The sequence below is a fragment of the Roseovarius mucosus DSM 17069 genome (assembly GCF_000768555.3).
Lineage (GTDB): Bacteria > Pseudomonadota > Alphaproteobacteria > Rhodobacterales > Rhodobacteraceae > Roseovarius > Roseovarius mucosus.
Map to the genome: position 1 here is coordinate 26682 of NZ_KN293983.1, position 13557 is coordinate 40238.

Genomic DNA, 13557 nt, shown 5'->3' on the forward strand with positions numbered 1-13557 from the left:
GTTTTCTCCAGTGGTCTGTGCCGAGAATTCCGGGCTTGGTTCGGGTTTGATGTTGCTGGCGGGGAAGGGTTGCGATATTCTTATTGTTAAATAAATATTCCGCTTATGCAAATATCTTGCAGGGAAAGAGGAGGTCCGCAGTGTTGGAAATGCGCTATCCCGAGGTCAAGGCCGGGCCGCCCCGGCCCAGTGTGATTGTCGAGCCGCGGGTGTTTTCCCTGCCGCCCGGAACCGAACGCTATGTGGTCGAAGGCGCGGGCGCAATCCTCATTCGCGTCGAGGCGGGAGATCGCTTGCGGGTGGTGAATACCGAAGGCGGGCAACGCTGCGAGATCGTGACGGCGCGGCCGGACGGGGCGATTGATCCGGGCATTCTGGGTGAAGCGGGCACGGGCGAGGCGACGGGGCTCAGGGCGCTCTTGTCAGGGTCAGAGACCTCGTTGCGCGGATTGCGCATGGGGCTGGAGGCGCGAGGGATTGATCTGGCGCGGGCGCGGTCGGTGGATGTGTTCGATTCGGGCAGCCCGGCGGGGGACGAGGCGGAATTCACCGTGCAGCGCGACGGGGTGGCGGTGGTTGCCGCGCCGGGGGGGCATCATGGATTTCACGGCGCAGGATACCGCGACGCCGTTCACGGTCTGGGTGACGCGTGCCACGCTCAAATCCGCCGCGCGGTTCGAATTGCCCGATCCGCTGGCCGATCCGGTGACGGATTTGCGCGTCCATTCGGCGACGGCCGAGTCCTATTTCGTCAAGGCGGGGGATTATATCCAGATCCTCGACGTGGACGGGCGGCAATGCACGGATTTCCAGTGTTTCGCCGCGCGCAAGCTGGACAAGGGGGTCGAGCATGCGCTGGATGTGACCACGACGCGCACGCTGATGGGTCATGCCTATCCGATGCCCGGTCTGCATGCGAAATACTATGATCAGGATATGCTGCCGCTGGTCGAGGTGGTGCAGGATACGGTCGGGCGGCACGATGCCTTTGCGCTGGCCTGTGCCGCGAAATACTATGACGACATCGGCTATCCGGGGCATGTGAACTGTTCCGACAATTTCAACGCCGCCCTTGCCCCGCATGGGGTGACGGGGCGCGCGGGCTGGATGGCGATCAATTTCTTCTTCAACACCGGCATTGATGCGCATGGGGTGATGTATACCGACGAGCCCTGGACGCGGCCGGGCGACTATGTGCTGCTGCGCGCCTTGACGGATCTGGTCTGTGTGAGTTCGGCCTGTCCGGATGACACCACCGCCGCAAATGGCTGGAACCCCACGGATATTCACGTTCGCACCTATAGCGGCAAGGAAACCTTTCAAAGATCGGTGGCCTATCGGCCCACCCCCGACGCGGAGCCAAAGATGACCAAACAGACAGGATTTCACCCGTGTTTCGCGCGGTTTACCGAGAATTTCATCGAGTATAACGGTTTCTGGCTGGCCAGCGCCATGTCGAGCGCGGGGCCGATTGCCGAATATCACGCCTGCCGCCAGAAATCCGTGGTGCTGGACCTGAGCGCGCTGCGCAAGTTCGAGATCACCGGGCCGGATAGCGAGGCGCTCTGCCAATATGTCTTTACCCGCGACATCAAGAAACTGCCGGTGGGCGGCGTGGTCTATACCGCGATGTGCTATCCGCATGGCGGCATGATCGACGACGGCACGGTGTTCCGCCTTGGGCAGGACAATTTCCGCTGGATCGGCGGCAGTGATTACGGCGGCGAATGGCTGCGCGAGAAGGCGCAGGAACTGGGGCTGAAGGTGCTGGTGCGGTCCTCGACCGATATGCAGCACAATATCGCCGTGCAGGGGCCGGAGAGCCGCGATCTGCTGAAAAAGGTGATCTGGACCGCGCCGCATCAGCCCAAGTTTGAAGAGCTGGGATGGTTCCGGTTCACGCCCGCGCGCATCGGCGATCACGACGGGATTCCCGTGGTGGTGTCGCGCACCGGTTATACGGGCGAGTTGGGCTATGAGATTTTCTGTCACCCCAAACATGCGGTCGAAGTCTTTGATGCGGTCTGGGCGGCGGGCAAGGATCATGGGCTGACGCCCATGGGCCTTGAGGCACTGGATATGGTGCGGATCGAGGCGGGGCTGATCTTTGCGGGCTATGATTTCAGCGATCAGACCGATCCGTTTGAGGCGGGCATCGGGTTTACCGTGCCGTTGAAGTCGAAGCCGGATGATTTCATCGGGCGAGAGGCGCTCATCCGGCGCAAGGAGCATCCGGCGCGGGTATTGGTCGGCCTCGACATCGACAGCAACGTGGCGGTGGGCCATGGCGACTGTGTCCATATCGGGCGCGCGCAGATCGGTGAGGTGACATCCTCGATGCGCTCGCCGCTCTTGGGCAAGAATATCGCGCTGGCGCGGGTCGATGTGGCGCATCATGCGGTGGGCACAGCCGTTGAGATCGGCAAGCTCGATGGCCAGCAAAAACGCTTGCCCGCGACGATCGTGCCCTTTGCCCATTACGATCCGCAAAAGACGCGCCCGCGCTCTTGACTTGCGTCAAGGCGAGGGGCTCGTCCGGCTGAAAGACTGGCGGGTATGAGCACGGCACTTGAAGATATGGGCGGCGAAGAACGGCTGCGGGACCTGGTTCGGACGTTCTACGACCGGATGGAAGGGGACCCCGCGGTCTATCCGCTGCACCGGCTGCATTTTCGCGGTCATGGGCTGGAGCATACGCGCCAGACGCAGTTTGAATTCCTGTCCGGGTTTCTGGGCGGGCGCGCCTATTATCGCGAGCGGTTCGGGCATATGGACCTGCGCGAGATCCATGCGCATGTGCCCATCCGGCAGGCGGATGTGACCATGTGGCTCGAGACATTCGACGCGGCCCTGCGCGCCGAGGGGATGGAGGGGCCGGTGGTGGATCGGTTTCGCGCGGTGTTGAACCGGGCGGCGCATATGCTGATCAACGAGGTGCCGGATTGGCGCGTCGAGGCGGACCGGACGGGGCAGGGGTGCCCGGTGTCGGGGGGCTGAGGGCGCTGCGCGGTCGCTGGGCCGGGGACTAGCGAAGCAACGGTGCCGTATGGCAATTTATGCCAGCAACGTCTGTCTAACCTCATAGCCTAGCAATCCCTCTCGAAATCGCTAGGCCGCGGGACGGCCCAGCGATCCGCGCGGCGGCGCTTCGCGCCTTGTTCCGCGCGGGAACAGACTATACGTGTACACCCCAATTGTGTAGTTCGCGCGCATGCAACTCAAACGAAAAGCCCGCGCGATCTCTCGCACGGGCCTGTTGTCCAATGTAACGCGCCCTCAGATGTCGAGCGTGTTGTCGCGTTCCCATTTGGTGAAATGGCTGACAAAGGAATTCCATTCCTGCCGTTTCAGCTTGAGATAGGCGGCAGAGAAATCATCGCCCATCGTGGCCTTGAGTTCCTTGTCCTTGTCGTATTCGCGCAGCGCGTCGAGCATGTTGAGCGGCAGCTTGGGCGCGCCGCGCACCTTGTGGCCCTCGGCATACATGTCGATGTCGTGACGCTTGCCCGGATCGGCCTTGGAGCGGATGCCCGAGAGACCCGCAGCGATGATCACGGCCTGCAGGAGATAGGGGTTGACCGCGCCATCGGGCAGGCGCAGCTCGAACCGGCCGGGGCCGGGGACGCGCACCATATGGGTGCGGTTGTTGCCGGTCCATGTCACCGAATTGGGCGCCCATGTGGCCCCCGAGATGGTGCGGGGCGCGTTGATGCGCTTGTAGCTGTTGACGGTCGGGTTGGTGATGGCTGCAAGCGCGCTTGCATGCTTCATGATGCCGCCCAAGAAATGCTTGCCGCGCTCAGACAGGCCAACTTCGCCGGTCTGACCCTCGCCCTTGCCGGCAAAGACGTTGGTCTTGGCCTTGGCACCGGGGCCATCCCAGACCGAAATATGCGCGTGACAGCCGTTGCCGGTCAGGCCTTCGATCGGTTTGGGCATGAAGGTGGCGCGGAATCCGTGCTTTTCCGCGACCGATTTGGTCATGAACTTGAAGAAGGAATGTTTGTCTGCGGTGGCCAGCGCGTCGTCATATTCCCAGTTCATTTCGAACTGGCCATTCGCATCCTCGTGGTCATTCTGATAGGGCTTCCAGCCCAGTTCCAGCATATAGTCGCAAATCTCTCGCACGACATCATAGCGGCGCATCACGGCCTGCTGGTCATAGCAGGGCTTGCCGCTGGTGTCATGGGGATCGCTGATCTGATCGCCCTCGGGGGTCAGCAGGAAGAACTCGGCCTCGATGCCGGTCTTGACATGCATCCCTTCGGCGGCGGCCTCGCCGATCAGGCGGCGCAGCACGTTGCGCGGGGCCTGAGCCAGATCCTGGCCATCCATGACGCAATTGGCGGCGACCCAAGCGACATCGCGCTGCCAAGGCAGCTGGATCACCGAGGCGGGATCGGGCACCGCCAGCATGTCGGGATGCGCGGGCGTGAGGTCCAGCCAGGTGGCAAAGCCCGCGAAACCGGCGCCGTCCTCTTGCATGTCGGCAATCGCCTCTGCCGGCACCAGCTTGGCGCGCTGTCCACCGAACAGGTCGGTGTAGGAAATCATGAAGTATTTTACGCCCTTGTCCTTGGCAAATTTCGCCAGATCACTGGTCATTTTTTCGGTCCCTGTTGTTCATGTGTTATCGGATAGTGGAGGGCGTGGCCCAAGAGGCCACGCCGGATCGGGGATCAGAAGCTGGTGCCGGGTTTGCCGGGCCACCAATCGGTTCCGGCAAGCGGCACCTTGGCCATTGCGGCGGCCTCCATCGTCACGGCGCAGAGATCCTCTGGTTCGAGATTGTGCAGGTGGCTCTTGCCGCAGGCGCGCGCGATGGTCTGCGCTTCGAGTGTCATCACCTTGAGGTAGTTGTTGAGGCGACGCCCCCCTTCGATGGGGTCAAACCGCTTCATCAGCTCGGGGTCCTGGGTGGTGATGCCCGCGGGGTCCTTGCCCTCGTGCCAGTCGTCATAGGCGCCCGCGGTGGTGCCAAGCTTGTTATACTCGGATTCCCACTTGGGATCGTTATCGCCAAGGGCGATCAGGGCCGCCGTACCGATGGCCACAGCATCCGCGCCAAGCGCCATGCATTTGGCCACGTCCGCCCCGGTGCGGATGCCGCCCGAGACAATGAGTTGCACTTCGCGGTGCATGCCGAGATCCTGGAGCGCGCGCACTGCTTCGCGGATACAGGCGAGGATGGGTTGGCCCACGTGTTCGATGAACACGTCCTGTGTCGCGGCCGTGCCGCCCTGCATCCCGTCGAGCACGACCACATCGGCCCCGGCCTTGACGGCCAGCGTGGTGTCGAAATAGGGGCGTGCGCCGCCGACCTTGATATAGATCGGAACCCGCCAGCCGGTGATCTCGCGCAGTTCCAGCAGCTTGATTTCCAGATCGTCGGGGCCGGTCCAGTCGGGGTGACGGCAGGCCGAACGCTGGTCGATGCCCTTGGGCAGGTTGCGCATCTGCGCCACGCGGTCCGAGATTTTCTGACCCAGAAGCATACCGCCGCCGCCGGGCTTGGCCCCTTGGCCGACGACCACTTCGATCGCATCGGCGCGGCGCAGGTCATCAGGATTCATGCCATAGCGCGAGGGCAGGTATTGATAGACCAGTTTCTTGGAATGGCCGCGTTCCTCGGGGGTCATGCCGCCGTCACCGGTCGTGGTCGAGGTGCCCGCCAGCGTGGCACCGCGCCCCAGAGCCTCTTTGGCGGGGCCAGAGAGCGCGCCAAAGCTCATGCCCGCGATGGTGATCGGGATGTCGAGCTGGATCGGGTTCTTGGCAAACCGGGTGCCCAGCGTCACCGAGGTGTCGCAGCGCTCGCGGTAGCCTTCGAGCGGGTAGCGCGAGATCGACGCGCCCAGAAACAGCAGGTCGTCGAAATGCGGCACCTTGCGTTTGGCCCCGCCGCCGCGAATGTCATAGATGCCGGTGGCCGCTGCGCGGCGAATTTCCGCGTTGATCGACTGTGTAAATGTCGCCGACTGGATCGGCTGTGTGCGCGGAGCGCCGTGGGTCTCGTCTTTCATGGTCTGAGCCCTCAGTATGCGTTGTCAGGTTTGAAGTTGTAAAGCTGGCGTGCCGAGCCGTAGCGCTTGAACTCTTCGGGCTTTGCGTCGCAGCCGCCACGTTCGAGCAATTCGGCAAGGAGTTCCAGATGTTCGGGGCGCATTTCCTTTTCGATGCAATCGGCACCGAGGGACTTCACGCTGCCGCGCACGAAAAGCCGCGCCTCGTAGAGGCTGTCACCCAAAGCGTCGCCAGCATCGCCACAGACAACAAGGTTGCCCGATTGCGCCATGAAGGCAGACATATGGCCGATATTGCCATGCACGATGATGTCGATGCCCTTCATCGAGATGCCGCAGCGCGACGAGGCGTTGCCCTTGATGATGAGCGTGCCGCCATTGCCGGTGGCCCCGGCGTATTGGCTGGCGTCGCCTTCGACGACCACGGTGCCGCTCATCATGTTCTCGGCCACGCCCGGACCTGCGGAGCCATGCACATGCACGGTGGCCTGTTTGTTCATGCCCGCGCAGTAATAGCCGGTCGAGCCCATGACATGCACCTCGATGGGCGCGTCGAGTCCAACGGCGATGGCATGGCTGCCGCGCGGATTGATGATGTCCCAACCGGTTTGGTTGGTCTCATTAGCCTGTGCCTGAAGGGTGGCATTGAGGCTGCGCAGCCCTTCGGCGGCGAGGTCAAATGTCTGCATATCAGTGCTTCCAGAAATAGACGGTTGCGGGCTCGGGTTCCCAGACGCGGGCCTGTTCGATGCCCGGCAGGTTGACGAGGGCGCGGTATTCGCTGCCGAAGGCCACGTATTGATCGGTTTCGGCCATGACGGCGGGTTTGCAGGCGATGGGATCGCGCACGACGCCAAAGCCATCCTCGGTGCCAACCACGAAGGTGAAGAAACCGTCGAGATCAACAAGCGAGCTTTCGAGCGCCTCGCCCAGGGTGGCACCTTCGCGCATTTTCCACGTGAGATAGGCGGCGGCCACTTCGGTGTCGTTCTGGGTCTCGATCCGCACGCCCTCGCGCAGCAGTTTGCGGCGCAGCGAGTTGTGGTTGGAGAGCGAGCCGTTGTGCACGAGACACTGATCGGCACCTGTGTTGAACGGGTGCGCGCCCATGGTGGTCACGGCCGATTCGGTGGCCATGCGGGTATGTCCGATGCCATGGGTGCCGTGCATCGCCGAGATGTCGAAACGGGCGGCGACGTCCTTGGGCAGGCCCACTTCCTTGTAGATCTCGAGGCTCTCGCCTGCGGACATGACGCGCACGCCGGGGGCGATGCTCTCAAGTGCGGCGCGGGTCTCGGTGGCCTTGTCGGCGGGGAAATCCAGCACCGCATGGGTATCCTTGCGGGTGAGGGTGACGGGCGCGCCGAGCTCGGACGACAGGCGCTCGGCCAGACCGTCGAAATCCTGGGCGGCGTTATCTGACTGGATGGTCAGTTTGGCGTGGCCCGCCTGTGGTGCGCCGTAGATGGCGATCCCGGCACTGTCGGGGCCACGGTCGGTCATGGTGATCAGCATATCGGTCAGCAAGCTGCCAAGCTGGGGTTCAAGTGCTTTGTCTTTCAGGAAAAGTCCGACAATCCCGCACATTCGCGTTTGCTCCACTTTGGTGATTCTGCCCCGAGGGGCTGCCTGAGTCCGAGGCTAGCATCGGGCTGAAGGCGCTGCAACTGAAATGAATAAAAGTTTCCTAAGGGTAATTTGCGCGGGTTTGTAAGACCCGCGCAAATCACGGCAGGATCAGTAGCGTTCGAGATGCTTGCGCACCTTTTCGGGATCGCCCATCCGGCGCGCCTGTTCCAGATGCTCGCCCTCGCGGACGAACTGGATGCGGTGCCACGCGAGCCAGAAGATCACACCGACCACGGTCATGGCCATTTCCCAGCCTTGGAAGGGATAGACGGCGCCGACTTCGGCCAGATCAACGGCCCAGGATTCGTATCCGATTGTAGACATGTGCCTTTTCCTTATTCTGCGGGGGTTGTTTTGGCCGAGAGAAAGGCCTTGTCGGCCTCGATGACCTGAACGATGGCATCCTCGTAGGCATGGTGTTCTGCGTAATCGAGACCCTGCAATTCCACCTCGACCGGGATGCGCAGCACGCCAGCGGCGGCCTGCATCTTGGCCACGATGAAGGCGGGCAGGAAGCCCAGAACGAAGAACATGATCACCGCGCCGAGGGCCTGACCCAGCGGGTTGACAGTGGCGTAGCCTTCAAAGGGTGAGGAGGGCGCGCCCCAGAGCAGGAAGCCTGCGATGATGAGGCCGACCACACCGGAATAGCCATGCACAGCGACTGCACCCACGGCATCATCCAGCTTGAAGCGGCGCTCGACCCAGTAGTGGAGTTTGTAGACGATCACGACACCGACCGCGCCGACCAGCATGGCCTGAATCGGATGGTAGAGGTCATTGCCCGCCGAAGCGGTGATCACCCCGGCAAGACCGCCGGAGAAGGTCCAGAAGGCATCGCCCTTGGACACGACATAGGCCGCCATGAGACCGCCCGAGAGCGACATCAGGAAGTTGAAGGTGATGGCCGACAACGAGGTGGGCGCGAGATAGATGTTTGTGGCCGTCCAGGTGGTGCCGGTGATCTGGCCGCCAATGACTTCGGGCGCGATCAGCGGCACGTTGCAGGCGGCATAAAAGCCCCAGAAGCCGGTATAGATCAGGAAAATCCCGATGGTGAGCATCCAAGGGTTATGCGGCGGGATGTCCCGCGGGGAGCCGTCAGCAGCGAATTTGCCGATCCGCGGCCCCAGAACCATGATCACGCCGAGCGCATATCCACCCGCGATGGCATGGATCACGCCCGACGCATAGGCGTCATGGTACCCCAGATATTTGACCATCCAGCCGTCATAGTGCCAGCCCCAGGCGGCGTCGATGATCCACCAGACCGATCCGATCAGCACCGCATGAACCCAGAGGGCCGAGGAGCGAATCCGCTCGATCACCGAGCCTGAAACGATCGAGGCTGCCGTCCACGAGAAGAGCAGGAACGCCGCCCAGAACACGCCGGTGATGCGGTCGCCAAGATTGGTGCCCATGGTCGGGGACCACGGCAGGTTGGCATCGCCCAATTCATGATTGAGTCCGCCAAAGAAGGGGAACATTGGGAAGGCCCAATAGATCCACCAACCGAAGAAGAAGAAGGTCACGGTGACAAGGGGAATCACCATCACGTTTTTCATCAGCGTGTGCATGTGGTTGCGGCGGCGGCTGGCGCCCACCTCGTACATGCAAAAGCCGACATGGATCAGAAACATGAAGACGACCGTCACCCAATAGTAAAATTCGGTGAATATGGTCGTCAACGCATCAAGGTTGCCGTTCATCGCACTCTCCCTGTTGTGCTGTGTTGTTTTATTGGTGGTAAAAACTTTTTCTTCTAAGGGGGGCAAAGATTTTCCTGCCTGTCAAGAAATTTGAATCGAAACGGTGATCATTTCTGTTGCTGCCCGGATTTCGGGCGGGAGGAATGGCGATATTCCCATCAGGAAAAAAATCTGCATGAAAGTATTGATTTTTGCTGCGATCTGCGTCTGAATATCGTCAAACATAACACCGACAGGGAGGCTTACATGGCCATTATCTACAGAACTTCTGCCCTCGCACCGCGCCATACCGAGATCGGCGGCGAGTTGACCGACTGGAATGGCATGGGCACGGCATGGTTCTATGACCATACCGACGAGCGCGCCGAGGCGGATTATCTGGCGGTCCGCACCAAGGCAGGACTGATGGATGTATCGGGTCTGAAGAAAATTCACCTTGTTGGGCCGCATGCCGCCGCCGTGATCGACCGCGCCACCACGCGCAATGTGGACAAGATCATGCCGGGCCGCGCCGTCTATGCCTGTATGCTGAATGACGCGGGCAAGTTCATCGACGATTGCGTGATCTACCGCCTCTCGGTCAATCACTGGATGGTGGTGCATGGCACCGGCACCGGGCACGAATCGCTGGCGATGGCCGCCTATGGCAAGAATGTCGCGATGATCTTTGATGACGATCTGCATGACATGTCGCTGCAAGGGCCGGTGGCCGTGGATTTCCTCGAAAAGCACGTGCCGGGGATTCGTAACCTTGCCTATTTCGGCATTCTGCAAACCAAGCTCTTTGATTTGCCGGTGATGATCTCTCGTACCGGATATACCGGCGAGCGCGGCTACGAGATTTTCTGTCAGGGGCGCCATGCGATCCAGATCTGGGATCGCATCCTGGAAGACGGCAAGGACATGGGCATCGTGCCGGTGCAGTTCTCGACGCTCGATCTCTTGCGCACCGAAAGCTATCTGCTGTTCTATCCCGGCGACAATTCCGAAACCTTCCCTTTCAAGGACGATCTGTGCGGCGATACGCTGTGGGAATTGGGCCTGGATTTCACGGTGTCGCCTGGCAAGACCGGGTTCCGCGGCTCGGAGAACCACTATGCGCTCAAGGGCAAGGAACGGTTCAAGATCTACGGCGTGCGGCTTGAGGGCAAGCGCGCGGCCGACATGGGCGCGCCGCTGCTCAAGGATGGCGAGGTCGTGGGCGTCGTGACCTTTGGTCTGAATTCCAACCTCAACGGCTATAACGTCGGCATCGCGCGGATGCCGGTTGACTGCGCGGTGCCGGGCACCAAGATGAGCGTGCGCTATGCGGATGGCACCGAGGTCGCTTGCGTGGCAGAAGAGATGCCATTCTATGACAAGGACAAACTGATCCGGGCGGCCAAGGGGTAACCCTTGGCCTTCGGGCCTTTGGCCCTAATGACGCGAAAGGGAGCAGACGCGAAGATGTCGAAATTCCAGTTTCCGGAGAGTATCGCCAGCCGCCCGGTCTATGGCACATTGGCCCCGCGACCGGGCAAGGCGCATCTGATGATCGCCGATGCCGAGGGGGCCGAGGCGCTGTTGGATCTGGCCGCGCAGGATGCGGGTCTGATGGCCAAGGCGCATATCCTCTATATCCCCAAGGGGACGGGCGAGACCTATGTGGAGAAGCTGCGCGCGGCGGGTCCGGCGCAGCTCTATATCGGGCCGAGTTATGCGGCCTCGGTGCAGCGGCTGCGGCGGGTGCTGTCAGATGCCCATATGGGGTTGCAGGTCTATCTTGCGGGGACCGAAGGGCTGATGGGGCAGGCGATGAACGAGGCGGTGAGCGCGGGCATTCCGCATAGCGCAATCCAGACCGAGCATCGCGGTTCGACTGCGCGTCGGATGCAATGCGTGCATTGCAAGGGGATCACCGAGGATGTGACCACCGATCCCTTTGTCTGTTCGCATTGCGGCCTGAACCTATTCGTGCGTGACCACTATTCGCGCCGTCTGGCGGCGTTTCAGGGGGTTTGCATCGACGCGGAGGACCCCGGAAATGTCCCCCCTGCGAAGGAGATATATTCATGAGCGCCGCCCCCCAGAAGGCCCGCGCCGGGGCTGAAAAGATCGAGGTGGTTGTGGCTGCCGTTGTGCCGGTGAATGAATTGGTGACGCGGTTCGAATTCCGCCGCCCGGATGGGGCGGAGTTTCCGCCGTTTTCGGCGGGTGCGCATACGGTCGTGGAAATGCACGACGACGGGCGCACGCGGCTCAACCCCTATTCGTTGATGTCGGACCCCGGTGATCGCTCGCTCTATGCCATTTCCGTGCGGCGCGATGACGAAGGGCGGGGTGGATCGCTCTATATGCATCGCCATGTGAAACCGGGCGATGCGATGACCATCACCTATCCGGTCAACCTATTTCCGCTGGATTTGCGGGCGCGCAAGCATGTGTTCTTTGCCGGCGGGATTGGCATTACGCCCTTTATGGCGATGATCGCGCAGTTGGAGCAATCGAACGGCAACTGGGAATTGCATTATGCCTGTCGGAGTGCGGCGCTTGGATCCTATGCGGATGAGCTGCGGGGCAAGTATCCCAACAAGGCGCATATCTATTATGACGATCAAGAGCAGGTGATCCCGCTCGATGATCTCTTGAGCGGGCAACCTCTGGGCACGCATATCTATGTCTGCGGTCCCAAGGGGATGATCGGATGGGTCAAGGCCCGCGCCGCAGCGCTTGGCTGGCCGGATGAGGCGGTGCATTCCGAAGAGTTCCTCGCCCCTCAACCCGGCGCGCCGTTCGAAGTGCGGCTCTGCAAATCCGACCTGGTGATCCAGGTGGGCGAGCATGAGAGCCTGCTGGAGGCCATTGAGCGGGCCGGGGTCGATGCGCCCTTCCTCTGTCGGGGCGGTGCCTGCGGGCAATGCGAGACCGAAGTGGTCGAGTTGGACGGTGAGATCGTCCACCGCGATCACTGGCTGGACGAGGCCGAACATGCCAGCGGCAAGAAAATCATGCCCTGCGTCAGCCGTTTCATCGGCAAGACGCTGGTTCTGGACCGGTAAGGAGCCATCTGCGATGACCATTCAGTTCAATAACGAGACCTTCCGCGACGATTACTCGTTCCGCAACTCGCCTTGGGCGATCAAGCGGTTCCCGTTCCCGTTCCACGAAGACAGCTATATGTATTCGGTGAATATGGAGCAGCATCGTGGCGGGCCAGAGGGCTCGGTCTATGAAAAGCGGTTCGATGTAGACGAGCATTACCTGTCGGAAATGCGCGACCGGGCGCTGGTGCTGGCCGATGATCCGCTGCGGTGCCAATCCTTGCCGCATATGACGCTGGCGGGGTGGGATACACTCGAGCTGATCATGACCTGCAAGGCCGAGGATTACCCCGACCTCTTTGAATTGCACCGAGATGGCAACCGCTGGCGGTGGATCAACAAGCCGATGGGGATCGACCAGAGTTTCACCTTTCTCGATCCGACCACGCTGCCTTGTGGTCCGCTGGAGTATATCACGCGGCAGACGCAGGGCGATTTCGCCGTGCTCGATCAGCGCGACGAGATGCTGTGGATGGATGCCGGGATGGTCACGACGCAGGCTGATTGGTCGCTCGACTTCGACATCGGCATGAACTTCTTTGAGTGGCACGCGCCGGTGCCTCTGGCGCATGAGATGGGGATATTCCAGCGCGCGCTGAAATTCCTGCTCAATGTGCAGCAGGGCGCACCGGCGCGGCGGCTGAACTGGACCATGACGGTCAATCCGCTCTTGGACACCAGCCCCGAGAATTACCACAAATGGGGCGTGCAAAAGACCACGCTGACGCCCGAGAATATCGGCGCGAAACAGCATCTGCGGGTGGAGTTGCAGACCTTTTTCCGGTTGCCGCGCTCGAATGCGCTGCTGTTCCCGATCCGCTGCTATCTGATCGCGTTTCAGGATGTGGTGAGCGTACCGAAATGGGGCCGCCGGTTGCACCGAGTGGTGCGCGATCTGCCCGAGGAACTGGCGACGTATAAAGGGTTTATCGCCAATCGCCCGTTGATGATCAAGTATCTGAGCCGGTTTGACGACGGGCTGCCCACCAGCCCCGGTGTCTGGCCCGATCTGGAGACGGAACCGCCGTTGCAGAAGTGAGGAGTATCGCTGGGCCGTGCCGCGGCCTGGCGCCTCTGCGCTGCCTTGACGAGGTCCCGGGTCAGGCCCGGGACGGG

Annotated in this window: 12 protein-coding genes and 1 pseudogene; 6 read left to right on the top strand and 7 right to left on the bottom strand. The window is 61.6% G+C overall.

Annotated elements, in window-relative coordinates; all coding sequences use genetic code 11:
• Positions 1–140: 140 nt before the first annotated feature.
• Together ROSMUC_RS14825 and ROSMUC_RS14830 are read left to right on the top strand one after the other, a co-directional pair.
• A pseudogene (locus ROSMUC_RS14825) lies at positions 141–2511 on the top strand (trimethylamine N-oxide demethylase).
• Positions 2512–2556: 45 nt separating this feature from the next.
• Entirely contained in the window at positions 2557–2997 is a 441-nt protein-coding gene (locus ROSMUC_RS14830) for a globin domain-containing protein (protein ID WP_037274845.1), read from the top strand.
• Positions 2998–3276: 279 nt separating this feature from the next.
• On the opposite strand, the gene glnT is transcribed toward ROSMUC_RS14830, so the two are convergent.
• The 7 genes from glnT to ROSMUC_RS21205 all read right to left on the bottom strand — a co-directional run bounded on the left by glnT (position 3277) and on the right by ROSMUC_RS21205 (position 9586).
• Positions 3277–4605, bottom strand: a complete 1329-nt coding sequence (glnT, locus tag ROSMUC_RS14835; RefSeq protein WP_037274847.1) for a type III glutamate--ammonia ligase — start codon at positions 4603–4605, stop codon at positions 3277–3279.
• Between the two features lie 74 nt (positions 4606–4679).
• Positions 4680–6023: an FMN-binding glutamate synthase family protein gene (locus ROSMUC_RS14840; RefSeq protein ID WP_037274849.1), complete on the bottom strand. Its 1344-nt coding sequence runs from the start codon at positions 6021–6023 to the stop codon at positions 4680–4682.
• 11 nt (positions 6024–6034) lie between these two features.
• On the bottom strand, positions 6035–6712 hold the full coding sequence (locus ROSMUC_RS14845) for a GltB/FmdC/FwdC-like GXGXG domain-containing protein (protein ID WP_037274852.1): 678 nt from the start codon (positions 6710–6712) through the stop codon (positions 6035–6037).
• Position 6713: 1 nt separating this feature from the next.
• The gene (locus ROSMUC_RS14850; RefSeq protein ID WP_037274854.1) at positions 6714–7610 is read right to left on the bottom strand and encodes a class II glutamine amidotransferase; all 897 of its coding nucleotides are present in this window, start codon (positions 7608–7610) and stop codon (positions 6714–6716) included.
• 150 nt (positions 7611–7760) lie between these two features.
• A complete protein-coding gene (locus ROSMUC_RS14855; RefSeq protein WP_037274857.1) occupies positions 7761–7976 on the bottom strand; it encodes a hypothetical protein in 216 nt (71 codons plus the stop codon).
• Positions 7977–7987: 11 nt separating this feature from the next.
• Positions 7988–9361: an ammonium transporter gene (locus ROSMUC_RS14860; RefSeq protein WP_037274859.1), complete on the bottom strand. Its 1374-nt coding sequence runs from the start codon at positions 9359–9361 to the stop codon at positions 7988–7990.
• An 81-nt stretch (positions 9362–9442) separates the two neighbouring features.
• Entirely contained in the window at positions 9443–9586 is a 144-nt protein-coding gene (locus ROSMUC_RS21205; RefSeq protein WP_206018464.1) for a hypothetical protein, read from the bottom strand.
• Between the two features lie 21 nt (positions 9587–9607).
• Here ROSMUC_RS21205 and ROSMUC_RS14865 point away from each other — a divergent pair, with 21 nt between their 5' ends.
• From ROSMUC_RS14865 to ROSMUC_RS14880, 4 genes are read left to right on the top strand one after another with little or no spacing between them, the layout of a single operon-like run.
• Complete coding sequence (locus ROSMUC_RS14865; RefSeq protein ID WP_037274862.1) at positions 9608–10753, top strand: aminomethyl transferase family protein; 1146 nt, start codon at positions 9608–9610, stop codon at positions 10751–10753.
• Positions 10754–10780: 27 nt separating this feature from the next.
• Entirely contained in the window at positions 10781–11416 is a 636-nt protein-coding gene (gene dmmA, locus ROSMUC_RS14870; RefSeq protein ID WP_425442821.1) for a dimethylamine monooxygenase subunit DmmA, read from the top strand.
• Positions 11413–12399 carry a PDR/VanB family oxidoreductase gene (locus ROSMUC_RS14875; RefSeq protein WP_037274869.1) on the top strand — a complete coding sequence of 329 codons (987 nt, stop codon included), beginning with the start codon at positions 11413–11415 and terminating at the stop codon, positions 12397–12399. The genes dmmA and ROSMUC_RS14875 overlap by 4 nt, the downstream gene beginning before the upstream one ends.
• Positions 12400–12412: 13 nt before the next feature.
• The gene (locus tag ROSMUC_RS14880; RefSeq protein ID WP_037274872.1) at positions 12413–13480 is read left to right on the top strand and encodes a heme-dependent oxidative N-demethylase family protein; all 1068 of its coding nucleotides are present in this window, start codon (positions 12413–12415) and stop codon (positions 13478–13480) included.
• Positions 13481–13557 lie beyond the last annotated feature (77 nt).